The organism is Kluyvera intermedia, assembly GCF_034424175.1.
GTDB lineage: Bacteria > Pseudomonadota > Gammaproteobacteria > Enterobacterales > Enterobacteriaceae > Kluyvera > Kluyvera intermedia.
This window is the reverse complement of the sequence record NZ_CP139986.1, coordinates 16,350-37,427: the sequence shown is the minus strand read 5'-3', so window position 1 is coordinate 37,427 and position 21,078 is coordinate 16,350. Positions and strand designations below refer to the sequence as shown.

The window sequence follows — 21,078 nt, the reverse complement described above, 5'->3', positions numbered from 1 at the left end:
GTAAATCACTCACCGCGCGCCGATTTCACCAGCCCCATAATCCACTCCTGGTGACCATTAATCATCGGGTTCGGCACGGTGCGCGCGAGTTCCTGCGCGGGGACGCCAATCTGTGATTCCTGCGTCAGAATGCGCACGCGGTTACCCGGTAAATCTTCAAACAGCCAGGCGTGAATAACGTCAAGACGCGTAGCAGCATCACCCTCCGCCCAGCCGTGCCACGCCATACGGGCTGCCTGGCCGTCAACCGGTGGGACATATTCAGTTATCTGCGCTTCGATAGGAAAGCCGAAAGTAGAGAAACGGAAACGCGCATTGGCGCTGAGCTGCGGGCCGCTGCCATCATGAAAATGGATATCCGCCACGTTGCTGTAGTAGCCCGGCCACAGCGTGGTGTCATCAAGCTGCGCCCAGATTTGTGTGGCGGTCAGGCCGCTAACGATGATTTCGTTGGAAGCGAAGTTGTCGGTGGTGCCTGGCAGGTAATCTTCTGGCCAGACGATAGCGCTTTGTTGGGTAGACTGTTTCATGATGAACCTCGTGAGTCATTGTGTTGACGAGATTCATCATGCATCCACCGGTGATATAAATATAATCACCATCTTCAATGTTCAATATCACATTACGTGATATCAGTGCAGCCAGTGAACGCCGTTCTCTTCGTGGAACAACGCGTTATAGCGATACTGGAAAGCGTTCAGCTCATTGAAATCCGGCTCCAGTTCACGCAGGAAGCTCATCGCCAGCCGCACCTGAGCATCGGTTATCGGCGCTGCCAGACGCCCTTTTTGCAGACGACGATGCCAGTTTTGCATATTGGTTTCGCTGCCATCGACGATACACACCTGCCAGATAAGCAGCACCTGCGCCGCGTTCTGCAAGTGCACTTCATTCGGTCGCTCCAGATAGCGCATATACTCATCGCCCTGCGCTTTACCGAGTTGGTCGATCATCGACTCTACCGGTTCTGGCGTAATCGCCAGTCGCTCACTCAGACGGCGGATGGCCCGTCTGGAGCCTGAGGTCAGGATCCGAAATCCTACAACAAAAACCACCGCCAGGGTGGCCAGAATCAACCAGATCATGCCCGCTCTCACCTTAACTAAACCCCGACATCATAATGGGAAATTGCGCCCTGTCGAGAATCGGGCGTGCCATAATGTGCGTTAGCTCCCCGAAGGAAGTCGATAATGAAACCGGATCTCAGAACCCTCGACCTTAATTTGCTGAAAACGCTCGACGCGCTGCTTGATGAGCGTAGCGTCACCCGGGCGGCGGCGCGGCTCTCACTGACCCAACCCGCAGTCAGCGGAATGCTGACCCGGCTGCGGGATAATTTTGGCGATCCCCTGTTTATTCGCGCCCCACACGGCATGGTACCGACGCTGCGCGCTCAGCAACTTGCCCCGACGGTGAAGCAAATTCTTAGCGATATCAACGCACTGCTCCAACCGCCTCAATTTGACCCACTCACCGCTGAGTTCACCTTTACGCTGGCAGCCACCGACTACGCGCTCAAAGCGGTCGTGGTGCCGTTTATCGCGGCCCTGAAGGTACGCGCACCGGGTATTCGAGTGCGGGTGATCCCGGTGGAACCAGACCGACTTACAGCACAGTTCGAGCAGGGGAAAATCGATCTCGCGCTACTCACCCCTGACACCACGCCGGGTGACCTGCACAGCCGCACGCTCTACGAAGAGCGCTATGTCTGTATGCTGCGAGCCAACCACCCCGACGCACAGTCGATACTCACCCTTGAGCGGTTTTGCGCGCTGGAGCATATTCTGGTTTCTTACGAGGGAGAGAGTTTCTGGGGCGTCACCGATGAGGCATTAGCGAAAATCGGTCGTAAGCGTCGGATTGGCCTGTCGGTGAGTAGTTTTCTGGTGCTGCCAGAAGTGCTGGCAATAAGCGAGATGATAGCGGTGGTGCCGAGTCGTCTGGCGAGCACTCACTCTAACCTGTGCGTACAAACGCCACCGGTCGCGATTAACGGCTTCACCAAAAGCATGGCCTGGCACGAACGCACCCATCGTGATGCGGCACAGCAGTGGTTACGCGAGTTACTGTATGAAACCAGCCAGCAGCAGGCATAAGGGAATCCATGCTGTAGGCCGGATAAGGCGTTTACGCCGCCATCCGGCAATCTGCAACATGCTGCCGGGTGGCGCTTCGCTTGTCCGGCCTACAAAAATACCGATCGGTATTGTGAGGTAGAGCCGGACTCAACGCACTTACGCCATTTTTAACTGCTGAATTTTCTTCTCACGGCGGATTTTACGTTCTTCGAAGATAGCCACGATAGCCATCAGGCAGATACAGGCAATAGCGGCGGTATCCAGCGCAGCGAAGGTGCCTGCCCAGCCGGTCAGACCGAAGACTGGTGTCCCGTCGGCAATCATCCCCAGACCCAGCTTGGCGAAGCTATCGCCGATCAAATACGCGAAGGTGCCTTTAATCCCATCGGCCGCGCCGATCGCTTTTTTCGGCACAAAACCGACAGCCGCCACGCCGATCAACAGCTGCGGGCCAAACACCAGGAAGCCAAGGGCAAACAGCGAGGCCAGGTAAACATACTGGTTGCTGGCGTGCTGATAAACACCGAGCGTGGCGATAATTAATGCCAGCGCGACACAGGCTACCAGCGCGCGACGACCGTTCGCCAGATCCGACAGCCAACCCCACAGCAGGGTACCGACCAGCGCGCCCACTTCAAATAGGGTAAAGCCCTGAATGGCGACTTCTTTAGAGAGCTTCAGCTCCTGGAAGGCATACACGGTAGACCACTGGTCGATACCAATGCGCACCACGTACAAGAAGATGTTGGAGAAGCACAGCAGCCAGATCACTTTGTTTTTCAGCACGTACTCAACAAAGATCTGCCATTTGGTCATTTCGTTTTCTTCGGTCTCTTTGTCCTCTTCACTGATCTCTTCGCCAAACAGTTCTTCTGCTTTACCGAGACCATAAGATTCCGGAGAGTCGCTACCAAAGCGCAGGCCGATAAAGCCCACGATCAGCGCGATAATCGACGGGAAGATAAACATCCCGATGACGTGACCGTCAAACAGCACGTTAGCACCAAACAGCGCCACGCCCGCAGCACCCGCGCCGCCGAGGTTGTGAGAGATGTTCCACATGCCAAGATAAGAGCCACGTTTACGGCGTGGCGTCCATTTGGTGATGGTCGAATAGCTGCACGAGCCGCCGGTACTCTGGAAGAAACCGCTCAGCGCGTAGAAGGCAATCATCAGGTACAAGCTGGTTGTGCCCGGCCCCATGCTGGCGCTAAAACCGAGCATACAAATCGCTGAGAGGATCAGCATCAGCGGCAGGAACTGCTTGGTGTTTTTGCCATCAGCGTAGTAAGAAACCAGCGTTTTACCCACGCCGTAGGTGATGGAGAAGCCCAGACCAATCATCCCCAGTTGCGTCATGCTCAACCCGTAGGTGGTGATCATGTCGTTCTGCGCGATGTTGAAGTTTTTGCGGATCAGGTACATGGTCAGGTAGCCGATGAAAACCACCAGATAGGACTGCATGAACGGCTTGAACCACATTTTGCGCCGCACATCGAGCGGCAGATCCAGGGTCGGCTTGCGCACCTGATTTAAGAAGGCCAGCATGATTGGGTTGCTCCTGAGCTGATTTTTTTACCTGCGAATAGCAGGCATTGTAAAAACCAACCGGAAGTGACGCCTGAGACAGCGTCCTGGTGCAACCGGGAATATTTCCTAGTTTTACGTCATTCGTCGTAGAAAAGTGAGATAGGTCACGATTCGCGCGGTGCCTGAGCGTTTAAAAACGGCAGCAACAACAGTGCTGAAATCCCCGCGGCAATGGCGATCACCACGAAAAATCCCGTCCAGTGCCAGACTTCCATCACCTTCGCCAGCGGCCAGCCGGAGAGCGATGCCCCCAGATAAGCGAACAGCCCAACAAACCCGGTTGCCGCCCCCGCCGCCTCTTTGTGCGAGCACTCCGCTGCCGCCATGCCGATCAGCATCTGCGGGCCAAAGACAAAGAAGCCAGTAGTGAAAAAGCACGCCGCCTGCATCACGTAGCTGGCAAACGGCATCAGCCACAGGGAGCCGACGGAGAGCAAAATCCCGGCGGCAAAAATCAGGTTCATCGGCCCACGGTTGCCGTTAAACAGTTTGTCCGATCCCCAGCCCGCCACCAGCGCACCGATAAATCCGCCCAGTTCGAACATGGTGACCGCCGTATTCGCGGTGACCAAATCAACGCCCAGCGTCTCCGACATGTACAGATTGCCCCAGTCGTTGATCGCCGCTCGCACCACGTAAACCAGCACGTAGCACAGCGACAGCAGCCAAATGTACGGGTTCAACAGCACGTATTTGGTGAGGATTTCTTTGCGAGTCAGCCCTGCTCCTTCCTGCTGTTGGGCAATTTCCAGCTCATCGTGACGCCAGTCACCGACCGGCGGTAAGCCGATGGCCTGCGGGCGATCGCGCAGCCGCCAGCAGAGGAAAATGCCAACCACAATCGCCATCGTCCCTGCCATCATCATCCCGGCGCGCCAGCCGTAGTGCAGCGCGGCGGCTGCCATGATGATGGGAATTAATGCCCCGCCGACGTTGTGCGCGGTATTCCAGATAGCCCACCAGCCGCCGCGTTCGTTACGTGAATACCAGGCAGTGAGCAGGCGCGCGCAGACCGGTGCACCCCAGCCCTGGAAGAAAGCGTTCAGCGCCCACAGCACGGCAAAGGCCCACAGCGAGGTGGAGAAGCCAAACAGGATGTTCACCACCCCGGTAGCGATAAGCCCGATACCCATAAAATAGCGGGCGTTGGAGCGGTCGCTGACGATGCCCGAGACAAACTTCGACAGGCCGTAGGTGATGTAAAACAGCGTCGCCAGCAGGCCAATATCGCTGCGGGTGAGTACACCGCTGGCGAGAATTTCCGGCACCGCAGCATTGAAGCTTTTGCGGGTAAAATAGAACAGCGCATAACCCAACCAGATGGTTAGCAGAATATGCCGCCGCCAATAGCGGTAGCGGGCGTCGACCTCGTGTTTATCGGTGATAAGCGGCGCATTGGCCGGGGCTTTAAAAAACGTCAGCATCACCGCTCCTTACACGTAGCGCTGGGGTAACGACACGCTCACGCGCGTGCCGTGCATACAAGAAATCGTCAACGAACCACCCAGTGCCGCCACCCGTTCGCGCATGCCAGTGAGACCAAAACCTTGCTGATCCGAACCCGGCGGCAGGCCGCTGCCGTCATCTTCCATCACCAGCATTAATCGTTCGTCCTGCTGCCAGCCTTGTAGCGTTACCGCGCTGGCGTTGGCGTGTTTCACAATGTTGTTCAGCCCTTCCTGGCAGACGCGGAACAGCGTCACCCGCTGGCTTTCGCTGAGCGCCGATTCATCAATATGCCAGTCGAGATGGCTGACGATGCCGCGACTTTCCAGCTCCATTTCACGCAGCAGCGAGCGAATAGCCTGCTCCAGCGTCAGATCGTCAAGCTGGCGTGGGCGCAAACGCCCCAGCAGACGACGTACCGAGTCGTAGACGCCCAGCGAAAGCTGCTCGATATGCGCCCCGCTTTGCTTCACGCCCGCATTCTCCGGGGCCAACCGCTGCACGATACCTGCCTGAGTACGAATAGCGGTGATGGTTTGGCCGATATCGTCATGCAGTTCGCGCGCCACATCGCGGCGCACGCTCTCTTCGGTTTCCAGCAAGCGTTCCGCCAGCCGATGATTACGTGCCAGCTCGTTTTGCAGCGACTGGTTGAGTTCACGCAGACGCTGAATACCTGCGCCAAGCAGCAGCCCGGTCAGGCTTTGCGCCAGCAGCGAGAGCAGTAAATCGACGGGATGATCGTGCCAGGTCTGGCTGGCAATCAGTGCAATGGCGTTCATCAGCGTGGCAATCAACGCCCCCTGCCAGCCGTAGTGCCAGGCCAGCGCGATGATCGGCAGTGCCAGACAAAACGGCGTAAAACGCGACAACTCGTCCGGCAAACCCAACTGCAACCACAGGCTGACGCTAAACAGCAGCAGGTACCACACCAGGTGCCGCCCGCGCCAGTTCACCGGCTGGGACACCACCGCCGGGCCGAGCGGCAGCCAGGTGGTGCTGGTCAGGTAGTGCCAGAATACCAGGCAGATAGGGGCTAACGTCAGTCCGCCGGTCAGGGTCAGCAGCAGTGCAGTCCACGCGACTTCTCCCTGCCCCAGCCATGGCAGCGACTGTAACAGCGCCGCCGCCCCGAGCGCCGCGCCCTGCAACAGCAAGGTACGCCAGTCACGCTGATGGCGATAGCGGGAGATGAGCGTCACGGGTAATAGCGTCAGCAGACTACCGATCATCAAAAGGGGCAGATGCGTCAGCGCCACTACGTGCGCCAGCCAAAATATCAGCAACCATTCCGCGCCCAGCAGTACCGGCCAGTAGCCGCGCGGGCATTGCAGCATGATCCCCAGCCGCAGGCCAAACGGGAACAGCAGTACCGCCAATTCCGGGCGTTCCACCAGGTGCAGGCTGATGCTCCACAGGCAGAACCAAGCAGCGGAGAAGATAAAAAAACAGGCGACAACGGTGATTAACCGGGAGAGAACGGTATTCATTGCCAGCCGTCAAACATTCGGCGGGCCAGCTCAACGTCGTTACTGACGCCCAGCTTTTCCATCAGGTTAGCGCGATGCACGTGTACCGTTTTCGGCGACAAGCCTAATTCTGCGGCAATCTCTTTGACCGCCATGCCTTGCGCCAGTTTTTCCGCCACCTGGCGTTCGCGTTTGGTCAACGGATCCTGACGGCCCGCCGCCAGTTTGACGGCAATATCCGGCGTGAGATAGCAGCCGCCGGTCGCCACGGTGCGTACCGCCGCAATCAGTTCGTCCGGGCTACAGCGTTTGGAGAGAAAACCACGCGCCCCGGCGTTTAGCGCCTGTTCCACCAGCGCCGGGCTGTCGTGGACGGAGAGCATGATGATCGCCATGCCTTTCGGCAACTGGCTGAGCAGTTCAAGACCGGAGATATCCGGCATCGAGATATCACAGATGCAGACCTGCACGCCGCGCCCCGGTAATCCCGCCAGCGCTTCGCGACCGGAACCAAACTCGGCGACCACCTGCAAATCAGGCTCAAGGCCAAGCAGTTGGGCAAAGCCTGAGCGAACGATAGTGTGGTCGTCGATAAGGGCTACGGTTGTCATGGGTTTGTCCTGGGGCTGGGAAACGCCTGATGGCACGCAGCTTTCAGGCCTACAGGCGAATGCCGTTGTAGGCCGGATAAGGCGTTTACGCCGCCATCCGGCAAAGGCGCTTACCTTAACGATAAGCGCCCTGGTGTTCAAGTCATGAGCGGGTTACTCGAAGAAGACGCTTATTTTGTTAAACATCGACGGATCGGACTGGTTTCGCGCCACTTTCACCACATCTTCCAGCTTGTCTATCTGGCTCATCATCTGCTCTAGTCGCTGGTCGTCGTTAACCAATAGCCAGATACGGCTGTGGTCGCTGCCCGGAATCGGTAGACAGAGAATGCCTTCCACGTTGAACGCACGGCGAGCAAAAAGTCCACAGACGTGGGTCATTACGCCGGGATGGTTACGTACGGTGAGTTCCAGAATAACGTTGTCATGAGTGTGTTGTTGCATGGATTATTCCCCCACCATTTCGGTATTTGCCGCACCCGGCGGCACCATCGGATAGACTTTTTGTTGTGCGTCGATACGGACGTGAATCAGCGCCGGTCCAGGGCGATTAATGATCACTTGCAGCGCCGCCTGTGGGTCGGCTTCGTTGTTTAAGTCGCAAGATTCGAGGCCAAAACCGGCGGCAATCTGCATAAAGTTAATCGTGCCCGGATAGGTAGCAGCAAATACGCCCTGCTTGTAGAACAGGCTTTGCTGCTGATGCACCAGCCCCAATGCTTCGTTGTTCATGAGGATGATTTTCACATCGAGCTGGTTTTCTGCCGCCGTCGCCATCTCTTGAATGTTCATCATCAGGCTACCGTCGCCGGAGAAGCACAACACTTTTTTGTCCGGGTTCGCCAGCGCAGCGCCCACGGCAGCGGGCAGACCAAAGCCCATGGTGCCGAGACCGCCGGAAGTCAGCCACTGGCGAGGACGGTTCAGCGGATACGCCTGTGCGGTCCACATTTGATGCTGGCCAACGTCGGTGGTGATGATCGCGTTGTCATCCACGCAGGCCGCGACGGCGTTGATCAGGCCGTAATGGCTGAGCGGGTCGCCCGCTTGTGGAATAGCGCTAGGGAATTCCTGTTGCAGTTCAGCAACTTTACTCCGCCACGCATCACGCGGCTGCGCGTCAATTTGCGGCAGCAACTGCGTCAGAACATCGTCTACATCCGCCTGAATGGCGATATGCGCCTGTTTGATTTTACCCAGCTCAGCGCGGTCGATATCTACGTGGATAATTTTCGCATTCGGGCAGAACTCTGCCACTTTACCGGTCGCCCGGTCATCAAAACGCGCCCCTAAAACAATCAATAAATCAGCCTGTTGCAGGATGAAATTGGTGCTACGTGCACCGTGCATGCCCAGCATCCCTAATGACAGCGGGTGCGCTTTAGGCAGCATTCCCAGCGCCATCAGCGTCATGGTGGTTGGCAGGTTGGCAATCTCAGCCAGTTCCCGCACACGCTCAGGGGCATTAATCACACCGCCACCCAGATAAAGCACCGGACGCTCGGCGGCATTAATCATCGCTGCCGCTTCGCTCACGCTCTGCGCGCTGAATTCTGGTGTCGCCGCGCGACCGCCCGGTTCAGGCAGTTCGCTAATGTCGATTTCAGCCGTTTGCACATCCTTAGGAATGTCTATCCACACCGGCCCAGGACGGCCTGACTGCGCAATCCGGAATGCATCCGCAATCACTTGCGGCAGTTCATGGATATTGCGAACGAGGTAGTTGTGTTTAGTGATGGGGATAGAGATACCGTAGGTGTCGACTTCCTGGAACGCGTCGGTGCCTATTAACGAGGAGGCTACCTGACCGGTGATACACACCAGCGGAATGGAGTCGAGGCGCGCATCGGCAATGGCAGTCACCAGGTTAGTGGCACCGGGGCCGCTACAGGCCATGCATACCGCCGGTTTACCGTGGGTACGCGCCATGCCTTGAGCAATAAAGCCCGCGCCCTGCTCGTGTCGCGCCAGAATATGGCGGATTTGCGTGCTCTGGCTTAACGCATCGTACAGCGGAAGCACCGTGCCACCGGGGATGCCGGTGACCATGGTGATTCCCTGGCGCTCCAGTAAATGCACGATTAATTGCGCGCCGGTAAAGCGCCGAGTCTGTGATGTTGTGCCCGAAATTGCCATGCTCCAGTCCTTTTATTCTGGGCCAGCTATCCGGAGGGGGCTTAGAAACTAAAAACCCCGCCCGGTTTGCGCCGGCGGGGTTTGGAATCGTGTGCGTTCCTGACCCTACGGCGCATTGCCGACGACGACCACCACACGCACGACGACGACCGCCGCGGCTGGTAGCGCGGTTTTTAGTAGGGTCGAAGTCATCATGGATGGAGTCATTAAGGGTCTATCTCGAATTCATTAAGTGAATTTATACAAACACAGCTTTTTAAGGCTGACAATGGAAATATTTTCATCTGCACAAAAATGCGTCAGCGATCACGTTTCAAGCCAGAAGAAAATCCTCTGACAGGAACGGTTTTTGCGCTATTTTTCACCTTGGTCAGAGGCAATGGGTTGTGTTACGTTTTGCTGACGCTCCCTTAATCCACGCATTATCATGACGCTTTCGGTTTTCTGCATTTTGCTGTTTGCCGCTCTGTTGCACGCCACCTGGAACGCCATCGTGAAGGCGGGGGATGACAAACTCTATTCAGCCATCGGCGTCACCGGCTCGGCAGCATTGATTGCCCTGGTGCTGCTACCTTTTGCGCCCACGCCCTCAGCCGCAAGCGTTCCATTTATGGTCGCATCCACCGTTTTGCAGGTTATCTACACCGTGTTGGTAGCCAAAACCTATCAGATTTCCGATATGAGTCAGACCTATCCGCTGATGCGCGGCACCGCGCCGTTGCTGGTGGCAATAATCAGCGTGCTGTTTCTGGGCGATCACCTTTCGCCGCTGGCCTGGTGTGGTATTGCGGTGATCTGTACGGCTATTCTTGGGATGGCGTTCAATGGCCGCTCAGGGTCACAACTGGGTATCATCCTGGCACTGCTTAACGCCTGCATTATTGCCGGGTACACGCTGATTGACGGTACCGGCGTGCGGCTATCGGGAACGGCCTTCGGTTATACGCTGTGGTCATTTTTCCTTAACGGCTCCAGCCTGCTAACGTGGGCGATGATCGCCCGACGCCGCGAGGCCTCGCGCTATCTGGTGCAACACTGGAAAAAGGGCATGTTGGGCGGTCTTGGCACCATGGGTTCCTATGGGCTGGCGCTGTGGGCGATGACCCAGGCGCCGCTGGCGGTAGTAGCGGCGCTGCGGGAAAGCTCGATTTTGTTCGGTGCCATCATCGCCTGGCTGCTGCTGAAAGAACGGGTTTCCGGGCTGCGTTTCATCGCCGCTGGGGGCATCGCCGCCGGGGCTATTTTGCTGCGCCTCTCCTGATAAAAACTGGCAACAATAGTTGCCGTTGAACGTCTATAAATCCTGCCTGCATGACACATTTCATTTACATGACAGATGATTAATTTGTCACCGCGTTGTGGTAGATTCCTCTCGCTTTTAGCGCTTTACCCGGTCAATTATTCTTATAAACCTATTTTTTATAAAGTTATCAGCGAAATGAAAAAAGATAGAAACGTCAATATTCTGGCGATGCTGGTGTTGCTTGTGGCTGTGGGGCAGATGGCGCAAACCATTTATATTCCTGCGATTGCGCAAATGGCGAGCGACCTCAACGTCCGCGAAGGGGCGGTGCAGAGCGTGATGGCAGCCTATTTGCTGACCTATGGCGTTTCCCAGTTGTTCTACGGCCCGCTGTCTGACCGCGTGGGACGCCGCCCGGTGATCCTGGTCGGGATGTCGATATTTATGCTGGCCACGTTGGTCGCGATAACCACCAACAGCCTGACGGTACTGATTGCCGCCAGCGCCTTGCAGGGAATGGGCACCGGCGTAGGTGGCGTGATGGCGCGAACGCTGCCACGCGATCTGTATGAAGGCAGCCAGCTTCGCCACGCCAACAGCCTGTTAAACATGGGTATTTTAGTCAGTCCGTTGCTGGCACCGCTGATTGGTGGGGTGCTGGAAACCCTAATTAACTGGCGCGCATGCTACGGTTTTCTGCTGGTGCTGTGCGCAGGTGTCACCTTCAGCATGGCGCGCTGGATGCCGGAAACACGTCCGACCGGCGCACCGAAAACACGGCTTATCAGTAACTACAAAACGTTGTTCGGCAACAGTAGTTTTAACTGTTTCCTGCTGATGTTAATCGGCGGGCTGGCAGGCATTGCGGTGTTTGAAGCCTCCTCCGGCGTGCTGATGGGCGGCGTGTTGGGCTTAAGCAGCATGACGGTGAGTATTCTGTTTATTCTGCCGATTCCGGCGGCATTCTTTGGCGCCTGGTTTGCCGGGCGAGCAAACAAACGCTTCTCAACCATGATGTGGCAGTCGGTGATTAGCTGCCTGGTCGCAGGGTTGATGATGTGGATCCCGGGCCTGCTTGGCGTGATAAATATCTGGACGCTGCTGGTGCCTGCCGCACTGTTCTTCTTTGGCGCTGGCATGCTGTTCCCGCTAGCGACAAGCGGAGCGATGGAGCCATTCCCATTCCTCGCCGGTACCGCAGGGGCGCTGGTAGGTGGCCTGCAAAATATCGGTTCCGGCGTGCTGGCGTGGCTGTCGGCAATGATGCCGCAAACCGGACAGGCCAGTATTGGCCTGTTAATGACGCTGATGGGGCTGCTGATTTTCCTCTGTTGGTTGCCGCTGGCGTCACGGTTATCACAGCAGGGGCAGGCAGTTTAACCCTGAGATAGATGTAGTGATATTCGCACCGTTCGGTTCCCTCTCCCCACTGGGGAGAGGGCGCACACCGTGCCTATCTAACCTGCTCTTGCAGCCAGCCAATAAACGCCTCAATCTTCGGCCATTGGCGGCCAGGCAGAGTAGTGACGTAATAGTGTTGATGGCATTTCAGCGCCCTGTCACCAAAGGGAGCGACCAGCTCCCCGCTGTCGATACGTTTTTGTACCAGCCGCTTGCGCCCCATCGCCACGCCGATGTGGTTCATGGCGGCAATCACCGCTAAATCAGAACGATCGAAGCCAATGCCCGACGATGTCGGCAAATTCACATCATAATGCTGCGCCCAGCTATGCCATTCATCGGTACCGGAATCATTACTCCACGCCTGCCGGTCGTGCAATAACGTACAGTGCGGCAGATTGACCAGCGAATCCGTCAGATCATAACGACGAGCATAATCCGGGCTACAGACGGGCAGAATCTCTTCATCCATCAAAAAATGATGCGTCAATTGCGCAGACGGTGCGTCGTCAAAATAGAGCGCCAGGTCAATCCCGGCACGCTGCATATTAACGTTGTCATTCCCAGTCAGGATGGTCAGAGAAATCGACGGGTAGCGGCGGGTAAAATCACCGAGCGCCGGAACCAGCCAGCACTGGGCGATGGAGGGCCGCGAGTAGACGGTGAGCGTCCCGGACAGCTCCTGATTTTTGATGTCGAGAATTTCCTGATTGAGCGTGTCCAGCGAAGATTTCAGCGCCCAGAACACCCGTTTGCCTTCGTGGGTCAGTTCCACCTTGCGATGTGAACGGACGAACAGCTGGATGCCCAGTTCCTCTTCCAGTTGATTAATCCGGTGGCTAACGGCGCTGGGGCTCAACGACAGTTCCTCTGCCGCCAGCGCAAACGACTGATGCCTCGCCGCCACTTCAAAGGTATACAGCTTTGACAGTTGCCAGCCATTGAGCAGCCGATTTCTGACCTCGCGTACGGGATCCATACTCACCTCTTTCATCCTGACTCTTTCACCAGAGTGTAAAAAAATCCGCTGTAAAAATCAGCGTAAAGATGAATCAAAGTGAATCATGTCGCATTATTGAAGCGATATTAGAAGTAAATCACCCATTTGATTCAATCTGATTCATGTGAAAGGGGATTTATATCGTTTGTCAGCACGTGCCTTATTTTTGTCCAATATAGGCATATTAATCACAGGGCAAGGTGAGTTATGCACTCTCAAATCTGGGTTGTGAGCACGCTGCTGATAAGCATTGTGTTAATCGTGTTGACCATCGTGAAGTTTAAATTCCATCCGTTTCTGGCGCTGCTGTTAGCCAGCTTCTTTGTGGGCACCATGATGGGCATGGGGCCGCTAGATATGGTCAATGCCATCGAGAGTGGCATCGGCGGCACGCTGGGCTTCCTCGCCGCAGTTATCGGTCTGGGGACCATTCTGGGCAAGATGATGGAAGTGTCCGGCGCGGCAGAACGTATTGGCCTGACGCTCCAGCGCTGCCGCTGGCTTTCCGCTGACGTGATTATGGTGCTGGTCGGCCTGATTTGCGGGATCACGCTGTTTGTTGAAGTCGGCGTGGTACTGTTGATTCCGCTGGCGTTTTCTATTGCCAAAAAAACCAATACCTCACTGCTGAAGCTGGCCATCCCGCTGTGTACGGCGCTGATGGCGGTGCACTGCGTTGTCCCGCCGCATCCGGCAGCGCTATTTGTGGCAAATAAACTTGGTGCAGATCTGGGCACCGTGATTGTCTACGGTTTACTGGTGGGGCTGATGGCGTCACTTATCGGCGGGCCGCTGTATCTGAAGTTCCTTGGCAACCGTCTGCCGTTTAAACCGGTACCGGCTGAGTTTTCCGATTTGAAGGTGCGCGACGAAAACACGCTGCCGTCGCTGGGTGCCACGCTGTTTACCGTGCTGCTGCCGATTGGCCTGATGCTGATGAAAACCGTCGCAGAACTGAACATGGCAAAAGGCAGCGCGGTGTATACGTTGCTGGAGTTTATCGGCAACCCGATCACCGCCATGTTTATCGCCGTGTTTGTGGCCTACTACATTCTCGGTCTGCGCCAGCATATCGGCATGGGCACTCTGCTGACTCATACTGAAAATGGCTTTGGCTCCATTGCCAATATCCTGCTGATTATCGGGGCGGGCGGCGCGTTCAACGCCATTCTGAAGAGCAGCGGGCTGGCGGATACGCTGGCGCTGATTCTTTCAAACATGCATATGCACCCGATTCTACTGGCCTGGCTGGTGGCGTTGATCCTGCACGCGGCGGTAGGTTCTGCCACAGTGGCAATGATGGGCGCGACGGCAATTGTCGCGCCGATGCTGCCACTCTATCCCAACGTCAGCCCGGAGATCATCGCTATTGCCATCGGTTCCGGTGCCATTGGCTGCACGATCGTCACCGATTCCCTCTTCTGGCTGGTGAAGCAATACTGCGGCGCAACCCTGAATGAGACGTTCAAATACTATACGACCGCGACATTTATCGCGTCGGTGATTGCACTGGCGTGCACATTCCTGCTTTCCTTTATTATCTAAGCGCAAAGAGACTGACTATGGAAAACATTCAAACACTTATCGCCCAGTATCCTTTAGTGAAAGATTTGGTCGCTCTGAAGGAAACGACCTGGTTTAATCCTGGCACCACCTCTCTTGCGGAAGGTTTACCTTATGTTGGCCTGACGGAAGACGACGTTCAGGACGCGCATGCCCGCCTGACGCGCTTTGCGCCGTACCTGGCAAAAGCCTTCCCGGAAACGGCGGCAACCGGCGGTATTATCGAATCTGAACTGGCGGCCATTCCCGCGATGCAGAAACGGCTGGAAAAAGAGTACGGGCAGCCTATCAACGGCGAAATGCTGCTGAAAAAAGACAGCCATCTGCCAATTTCCGGTTCGATTAAAGCCCGTGGTGGTATTTATGAAGTGCTAACCCACGCTGAAAAACTGGCACTGGAAGCCGGTTTACTGACCACGGAAGATGATTACAGCGTGCTGCTTTCGCCTGAATTCAAACAATTCTTCAGCCAGTACAGCATCGCGGTGGGCTCAACCGGGAACCTCGGCATGTCGATAGGCATCATGAGCGCTGGCATTGGCTTTAAGGTGACGGTGCATATGTCCGCTGACGCTCGCGCGTGGAAAAAAGCCAAACTGCGCAGCCACGGCGTAACGGTGGTTGAGTACGAAGAAGATTACGGCGTGGCGGTTGAACAGGGACGCAAGGCGGCAGAGTCTGACCCAAACTGCTTCTTTATCGACGATGAAAACTCCCGCACGCTGTTCCTGGGCTACGCGGTGGCCGGGCAGCGTCTGAAGGCACAGTTCGCGCAGCAAGGCCGCGTGGTGGATGCTGACCATCCGCTGTTTGTCTATCTGCCATGCGGCGTCGGCGGCGGCCCTGGCGGCGTGGCATTTGGCCTGAAGCTGGCATTTGGCGACAACGTACACTGTTTCTTCGCAGAGCCGACCCATTCACCGTGTATGCTGCTGGGGGTTTACACCGGGCTGCACGATGGTATTTCCGTGCAGGAGATTGGCATTGATAACCTGACCGCCGCCGACGGCCTGGCGGTGGGCCGCGCATCTGGCTTTGTGGGACGCGCGATGCAGCGTCTGCTCGATGGTTTGTACACGCTGGATGACCAGACCATGTATGACCTGCTGGGCTGGTTGGCGCAGGAGGAAGGGATTCGCCTTGAGCCGTCGGCACTGGCGGGGATGGCTGGCCCACAGCGGGTATGCACCTCTGCTGATTATCAGAAAATGCACGGTTTTAGCGAAGAACAGCTCAATAGCGCTACCCATCTGGTGTGGGCCACCGGCGGCGGCATGGTGCCGGAAGCTGAAATGGCGCAGTACCTGGCAAAAGGTCGTTAACCTCAATGCAGCATCGCTCCCTTAGCGGGCGATGCTGCATGACAATCATGCCAGTTCCCGAACAATTGTGGCATTACAGGTCAAAGCGTATTGCCGCGCGTCACACTCCTCTCCCCCGCTCCCTCCCTCATATAACAGCGTCGATATACTCCGGTTTACCTCGTATACCTACGATAAATTGGAGAACACAATGCAACAGGCTGAAAAATCTGTCGGCCGTGGCGGCTTTACCCTGCTGATTTGGGTACTGCTTTTGCTCCTCGGCTGCGTGCTGTTTTTCTTCTCGCTCGACCGGCAAATCGTTTCCATCCTCAAAACCACTCTAATGCAGGAGTTGGGGCTGGATAACAGCGATTATTCGGTGCTGATCAGCGCTTTTATGATCCCCTATACCTTCATGTATTTCTTTGTCGGCGGCATCGTTGACCGCTTCGGCAGTCGCTATGTGCTGTGCGCCTTAATGGTGTTGATGTCCATTGCCACGCTGATTACCGGATTGTCACATTCGATGACCGGACTGATTGTCGGCCGCGTCCTGCTGGGGCTTGCCGAATCGGGGATTGTGCCCGCACTAACGCTGGCAGTCTTTACCTGGTTTCGCGCCGAACAACGCGCTTTCGCTTTCCAGCTCACCAACATTATTCAATCCGTCGGTTTGATTATCGCCCCGCCATTCGTGGCATGGGTGACGCTCTCTACCGGCTGGCGCTGGGCGTTCTTTATCCCAGCAATGGCGGGCGTGGTGGTCGGTATTCTGTGGTATCTGGCAAGCCGTAAAACGCCGCCAGCGGCGGAAGACGTAGTGATGGAAGCGGCGGTTAGCGTACCGCTGATTGACCGCTACAAAATGGTGCTCACCTCCAAACCTATCTGGGCGCTGCTGATTGCGCGTCTGCTGACCGACCCATTCTGGTTCTTTTACCAGTACTGGCAGGTCGGTTTTATGCAGGAGAAAATTGGCCTGACGCTGGCGGAAGTCGGCAAGCTGATGTGGCTGCCGCCGCTGATTGCCGTCTTCGGCGTGCTGGCAGCATGCTGGGCCTCCGACCGTCTGGTGGCGCGCGGTATGGACGCCACTCGCGCTCGCTTAACCGTTATCTGGTCGGTTACCTGTCTGGCACCACTGGTGTTTTTGCTGCCATCCATCAGCAATGCCTATGCCGCTGTCGCCATCATGACGGTCATTAACTTTATGTGCACCGCATGGCTCAGCATGGCGACCATCATGATGGGCGGTTTGGCGCCACGGGTTGCCATCGCCACCGCTATCGGCGTGATGAGCGCTCTGGGCGGCGTCAGCTCCATTATCTTTAACGGCTTTGTCGGCTCGATAATCGATAACTTTGGCTACTCGATGCCGATTTACGCCGGTGCCACGCTGCACCCTATCGGCGCGCTGGTGCTGGCCGCCTTCTTTTTACACCGTAAAAAAACCTTTGTTGCCCGTCCGGAGACCGTCTGATGACCGATATCGTTGTTGCGCCCGTGGCTCACGCCTGCGCAGATTTCACCGTACTCTATTGCCTGATGAATCATGATAATCATCAGTTTGCCGCCTGGTATGATGCCGAACACCGCATTACCGTCGGCCAGCGCGAACTACCAGACGGCGCCTGGAAGACCTTCCAGCCAGAAGGTTTCTGGATCCCGGAGCGCGAGCGCTATAGCCATATTACCGATTTTGATTCGCACAATTATCTGACGATGGCGGTCGATAGCAGCGGATATCTGCATCTTTCCGGCAATATGCATGTCGATCCGCTTATTTACTTCCGTAGCCGCCAACCGCTGGACGTTACCACGCTGGAATGTGAACCTGCGATGACCGGCGAGCGCGAAGCCCGCGCCACCTACCCGGTGTTCTTTAAGGATGTACAGGGACGCCTGCTGTTCCGCTACCGCGATGGCTGTAGCGGCAACGGCGACGACCTGTACAACATTTTCGACGCCGAACGCCAGCAGTGGACACGGCTTCTGGAAACGCCGCTGCTCAACGGCGAGGAGGCGCGTAACGGCTACGCGCGCCAGCCGCTGCTGGGGCCGGACGGCTACTGGCACATGGTGTGGATGTGGCGCGAAACGCCGCACTGCGAAACCAACAATAACCTCTCCTACGTGCGCAGCCGCGATCTTAAGCGCTGGGAGAAATCGGACGGCACCCCGCTCGTGCTGCCGATTGCCCGTCATCAGGGTGAGATTGTTGACGATGCAGGTATCGGCGGCGGGCTGATTAATATGGTGCAGGAGGTGGGCTTTGATAATCAGGCGCGCCCGGTGCTGATTTACCATCGTTATGATGACCGGGGGCTGTCGCAAGCGTATCTGGCCCGCCCGGATGGTAGAGGCGGCTGGCAAAAATCGCAGCTCAGCCAGTGGGATTTTCGTTGGGATTTCAACGGCGGCGGATCCATTCCCCCAGACGTAACGCTCAGCGTGCCGCGTGCTGTCGGCAACGGTCAAATGGCGGTGGAATGGACATCAACATGGGCCGGTAGCGGCGTGTGGATTATTGATGACCGGACGCTGTCTGTCATCGCCACCAAACCGCTTATACCAAGGCTTCCCGCTGAGTTATGGCAGCCCCGGCAGAATGTTGCACCACAGGCAGAAGTACAGCTAATTCCGGCACAAAACAGCGATTACCGCCCGCAAAACCGCTACTGGTTACGCTGGGAAGCGCTGCCTATTTTCCGCGATGTGGCGCATGAAGCCAAAACCGGGGCGACGCTGTTGGAGGTGGTTGAATTCGTCGGTGAGTAAACCGAACATTCCCGGCCGAGCAATGCGACGCCGGGATAGGTTTCGCTACCGACATTGATTCGGTGACACACCAAACTGGCGGCGAAACGCACGCGAAAAGTAGCTAACGTCGCCAAATCCACAGCGAATGGCAATATCATTGACCGAGTCGTTAGTGAAACGCAGCTGATAGCGTGATTGCAGCAGCCGCATACGGGCCAGATATTGCTGTGGGGAAACGCCGGTATATTCGCTAAAACCGCGCTGCAACGTGCGCCGGGAGATAGTGAATTCCTGGCACAACGCGTCCAGGTCGAGCGGCTGCTGCCACTGCCCATTCAGGCGAATCAACACCTGGCTGATACGGTCGTCGCTGGAGTGAAAATCCTGAGTCTTATAACGCCATTGGTTGAGCGTATGCAGTACTTCGAGGAACAAAATCTCTTTATAGCTTTCAGCCAGAAGTTTGTCAGCGAACGCCTCCTCTTTGTGGCTGGCGAGACGGTCAATAACACGCTGCATGATCCCCACGTCCATTTGCCAGACGTTACTCTCTCCCTCTTGCGGTAAGAGATAATCAATGTGTTTGATAAAGTTGAAATTATCGCGTCCGAGATAGAGCAGATTAACCTGCTGTAAATCCTTCATCTCTTCAAAAAGATGGTAATCCTGGCGATTCAGATAACACAGCGTACCGCTGGTCAACAGCCAGGGTTTTTCATTGATAACATGAATACCGCTACCGCTGCCAACGAGAAACAGTTCGCAGTATTCGTGGGTATGTTCATGGCTGATGTTCTTTTCCGGATGCCAGAAATGAAACACCACGCTTTCCAGCGGATGGTGAAAATGGGTGTCCTGGGGCAGAACGAGCGGCATAGTCACTCCTGGCAGATTTCACTCAGAATAATAGTGATACCAGAATGTACAACGGACACCTTCCTCTGTTTGCCACCCGGTGGGCATAACTGGCAAACGGAGAAAGCTTATCGGCTCTGAGCTAACATCGCCATCAATTCCATCGGCGAGCGGTGTTGTTTAAGCAGGTCGCGCATCGCTTTCATATACGGTGCGCTGTAGGTGAAGAATTGGTGGTAGCCTGCACACAGCGCACTCTTCCCGCCGTCGGCAATGCGATTTTCGAGACAGTCACCCTGGCAAAAACACAGTACGGAACACTCACGACATTCATCCGTGAGAGGCGCATTGTCGCAAACAACCTGTAATGACTTTCCACGCCAGATATCCAACACAGCATCAAACTGCCGGATGTGGATCTGTTCAATATCTTTTTGTACCCAGAGATCAAATACCGCGATCAGAAATGCGCCCCATTCTTCAGCCTGCACTGAGTCGGCGGTCAGATTGCCCACGTCATCCACCGCAACCAATGGGATAAACTGCAAAAAAGGGATACCGAGCCCGCGCAGGTAGCGGTAAAGATGCTGCGGTTGCTGACTATTGCCGTGATGAATGACCACTTGTAATGTGGACACATGAGGCTGTGCCTGAAGCTGCATTAAAATGTGTGGGTGCGAGCGCTCATCAATGCCATAAGCGTCATAGTTCAGCAGAAGGCTCGCGTCTTCAGACGGAACAGGATAGTGGTCATAGTTGAGGTCGTAGTGATAATGACTGGGTTCAGCCTGACGTCCTGTCATCCTAAATCCTTCATAAAAATAATAAGTTGGCGTATGTGAGTCATAGCAAACAATATTGCGAGCGACAACACTGCGAGGGAGATCAAAAATTTGTCACGAATCGCGCGGGGTTGCGCAAAATCATCCTGACAGACATCCATAACGTTACGGTTGCGGGTGTAATGCCAAAGGATAGCAGCAACCAGAATAAGCACGCCCACCGACACCCAGAAAAGAGAACCAGCCTGATGCCAATTGTGCTTAAGCGCCAGCGCCATTAATGCGCCGTAGCCAAGCAGCGTGCGGAACCAGGCCAGTGAGGTTCGTTCAGGTTGAAGCCCAGGATCGTACTGACGCCGGGATTTTCGACTATCCGGCATAGAGCACCAGCAGCATAACCACCAGCGCCACGATTGTTAGCATCAGGCTAATCACCAGCAGACTGCGGGTGTAGGGTAAGTCCTCTTTTAAACGCATCGCCTTTTCATTGCTCAGCCAGCGCAGATAGCCATAAATAGCAATGCCGCCCGCGAATAAGCACAGCATTAGCGCCAGCGCTTCACGAATGACCGGCGTCGCAAAGTCGGGGGCGAGCTGGTCAAGCCCAACGCCTGCCGCCAGAAAGCCCAGCGCCGTGCGTATCCATGCCAGAAACGTGCGCTCATTAGCCAGCGAAAAGCGATAGTCAGGCGCTTCACCGAGGCGGGAAATCTTCATGACAGCTCCTGAATCGATAAAAGTCAGACGTTTAACATTATCGTAAACGTGCTCATTGTGCCGCGGAGTTTTTCAATAAAATGGTCATAAAGGGGTGATGCCGACAAAAGCAAACGACCGGCA

Annotated in this window: 21 protein-coding genes; 7 read left to right on the top strand and 14 right to left on the bottom strand. The window is 55.9% G+C overall.

The window, feature by feature from the left end; all coding sequences use genetic code 11:
• Positions 1-5 precede the first annotated feature (5 nt).
• Positions 6-530 carry an SRPBCC family protein gene (locus U0026_RS00175; protein ID WP_062776723.1) on the bottom strand — a complete coding sequence of 175 codons (525 nt, stop codon included), beginning with the start codon at positions 528-530 and terminating at the stop codon, positions 6-8.
• A 102-nt stretch (positions 531-632) separates the two neighbouring features.
• Positions 633-1,085, bottom strand: a complete 453-nt coding sequence (locus tag U0026_RS00170; RefSeq protein WP_062776721.1) for a DUF1198 family protein — start codon at positions 1,083-1,085, stop codon at positions 633-635.
• Between the two features lie 105 nt (positions 1,086-1,190).
• On the opposite strand from U0026_RS00170, the gene U0026_RS00165 reads away from it, so the two are divergent.
• The gene (locus U0026_RS00165; protein ID WP_062776719.1) at positions 1,191-2,096 is read left to right on the top strand and encodes a LysR family transcriptional regulator; all 906 of its coding nucleotides are present in this window, start codon (positions 1,191-1,193) and stop codon (positions 2,094-2,096) included.
• Between the two features lie 138 nt (positions 2,097-2,234).
• Here U0026_RS00165 and uhpT read toward each other — a convergent pair whose 3' ends face one another.
• The 7 genes from uhpT to ivbL all read right to left on the bottom strand — a co-directional run bounded on the left by uhpT (position 2,235) and on the right by ivbL (position 9,537).
• Entirely contained in the window at positions 2,235-3,626 is a 1,392-nt protein-coding gene (uhpT, locus tag U0026_RS00160) for a hexose-6-phosphate:phosphate antiporter (RefSeq protein ID WP_062776717.1), read from the bottom strand.
• Between the two features lie 146 nt (positions 3,627-3,772).
• The gene (gene uhpC, locus U0026_RS00155) at positions 3,773-5,092 is read right to left on the bottom strand and encodes an MFS transporter (RefSeq protein ID WP_062776715.1); all 1,320 of its coding nucleotides are present in this window, start codon (positions 5,090-5,092) and stop codon (positions 3,773-3,775) included.
• A 9-nt stretch (positions 5,093-5,101) separates the two neighbouring features.
• Positions 5,102-6,604, bottom strand: a complete 1,503-nt coding sequence (gene uhpB / locus U0026_RS00150) for a signal transduction histidine-protein kinase/phosphatase UhpB (protein WP_062776713.1) — start codon at positions 6,602-6,604, stop codon at positions 5,102-5,104.
• On the bottom strand, positions 6,601-7,194 hold the full coding sequence (gene uhpA / locus U0026_RS00145) for a transcriptional regulator UhpA (protein ID WP_062776711.1): 594 nt from the start codon (positions 7,192-7,194) through the stop codon (positions 6,601-6,603). The genes uhpB and uhpA overlap by 4 nt, the downstream gene beginning before the upstream one ends.
• A gap of 153 nt (positions 7,195-7,347) precedes the next feature.
• On the bottom strand, positions 7,348-7,638 hold the full coding sequence (gene ilvN, locus U0026_RS00140) for an acetolactate synthase small subunit (protein WP_062776709.1): 291 nt from the start codon (positions 7,636-7,638) through the stop codon (positions 7,348-7,350).
• Between the two features lie 3 nt (positions 7,639-7,641).
• Positions 7,642-9,330, bottom strand: coding sequence for an acetolactate synthase large subunit (ilvB, locus tag U0026_RS00135; RefSeq protein ID WP_062776707.1), 1,689 nt, complete (start codon positions 9,328-9,330; stop codon positions 7,642-7,644).
• A gap of 105 nt (positions 9,331-9,435) precedes the next feature.
• Complete coding sequence (ivbL, locus tag U0026_RS00130) at positions 9,436-9,537, bottom strand: ilvB operon leader peptide IvbL (RefSeq protein WP_126440945.1); 102 nt, start codon at positions 9,535-9,537, stop codon at positions 9,436-9,438.
• Between the two features lie 220 nt (positions 9,538-9,757).
• Here ivbL and U0026_RS00125 point away from each other — a divergent pair, with 220 nt between their 5' ends.
• Both U0026_RS00125 and emrD read left to right on the top strand, forming a co-directional pair.
• Positions 9,758-10,591, top strand: a complete 834-nt coding sequence (locus tag U0026_RS00125; protein WP_062776705.1) for a DMT family transporter — start codon at positions 9,758-9,760, stop codon at positions 10,589-10,591.
• A 177-nt stretch (positions 10,592-10,768) separates the two neighbouring features.
• A complete protein-coding gene (gene emrD, locus U0026_RS00120; RefSeq protein ID WP_062776755.1) occupies positions 10,769-11,953 on the top strand; it encodes a multidrug efflux MFS transporter EmrD in 1,185 nt (394 codons plus the stop codon).
• A gap of 73 nt (positions 11,954-12,026) precedes the next feature.
• On the opposite strand, the gene dsdC is transcribed toward emrD, so the two are convergent.
• Positions 12,027-12,953 (bottom strand): DNA-binding transcriptional regulator DsdC, encoded by a 927-nt coding sequence (dsdC, locus tag U0026_RS00115; RefSeq protein ID WP_062776753.1) that lies wholly within the window; start codon positions 12,951-12,953, stop codon positions 12,027-12,029.
• 228 nt (positions 12,954-13,181) lie between these two features.
• Here dsdC and dsdX point away from each other — a divergent pair, with 228 nt between their 5' ends.
• The 4 genes from dsdX (at position 13,182) to U0026_RS00095 (ending at position 18,619) form a co-directional block, all read left to right on the top strand.
• Positions 13,182-14,519 (top strand): D-serine transporter DsdX, encoded by a 1,338-nt coding sequence (dsdX, locus tag U0026_RS00110; protein ID WP_062776703.1) that lies wholly within the window; start codon positions 13,182-13,184, stop codon positions 14,517-14,519.
• A 17-nt stretch (positions 14,520-14,536) separates the two neighbouring features.
• Complete coding sequence (gene dsdA, locus U0026_RS00105) at positions 14,537-15,859, top strand: D-serine ammonia-lyase (RefSeq protein ID WP_062776701.1); 1,323 nt, start codon at positions 14,537-14,539, stop codon at positions 15,857-15,859.
• Between the two features lie 190 nt (positions 15,860-16,049).
• Positions 16,050-17,321 carry an MFS transporter gene (locus U0026_RS00100; protein ID WP_062776699.1) on the top strand — a complete coding sequence of 424 codons (1,272 nt, stop codon included), beginning with the start codon at positions 16,050-16,052 and terminating at the stop codon, positions 17,319-17,321.
• Positions 17,321-18,619 carry a BNR repeat-containing protein gene (locus U0026_RS00095; RefSeq protein WP_062776697.1) on the top strand — a complete coding sequence of 433 codons (1,299 nt, stop codon included), beginning with the start codon at positions 17,321-17,323 and terminating at the stop codon, positions 18,617-18,619. The genes U0026_RS00100 and U0026_RS00095 overlap by 1 nt, the downstream gene beginning before the upstream one ends.
• Before the next feature lie 45 nt (positions 18,620-18,664).
• Here U0026_RS00095 and U0026_RS00090 read toward each other — a convergent pair whose 3' ends face one another.
• The 4 genes from U0026_RS00090 to U0026_RS00075 all read right to left on the bottom strand — a co-directional run bounded on the left by U0026_RS00090 (position 18,665) and on the right by U0026_RS00075 (position 20,955).
• The gene (locus U0026_RS00090) at positions 18,665-19,477 is read right to left on the bottom strand and encodes a helix-turn-helix domain-containing protein (RefSeq protein WP_062776695.1); all 813 of its coding nucleotides are present in this window, start codon (positions 19,475-19,477) and stop codon (positions 18,665-18,667) included.
• A 107-nt stretch (positions 19,478-19,584) separates the two neighbouring features.
• Positions 19,585-20,259 (bottom strand): radical SAM protein, encoded by a 675-nt coding sequence (locus tag U0026_RS00085; RefSeq protein WP_241973920.1) that lies wholly within the window; start codon positions 20,257-20,259, stop codon positions 19,585-19,587.
• Positions 20,256-20,618: a DUF202 domain-containing protein gene (locus U0026_RS00080; protein ID WP_062776693.1), complete on the bottom strand. Its 363-nt coding sequence runs from the start codon at positions 20,616-20,618 to the stop codon at positions 20,256-20,258. The genes U0026_RS00085 and U0026_RS00080 overlap by 4 nt, the downstream gene beginning before the upstream one ends.
• Entirely contained in the window at positions 20,608-20,955 is a 348-nt protein-coding gene (locus U0026_RS00075) for a YidH family protein (protein WP_062776691.1), read from the bottom strand. Before U0026_RS00075 ends, U0026_RS00080 begins: the two co-directional genes overlap by 11 nt.
• Positions 20,956-21,078: the final 123 nt, after the last annotated feature.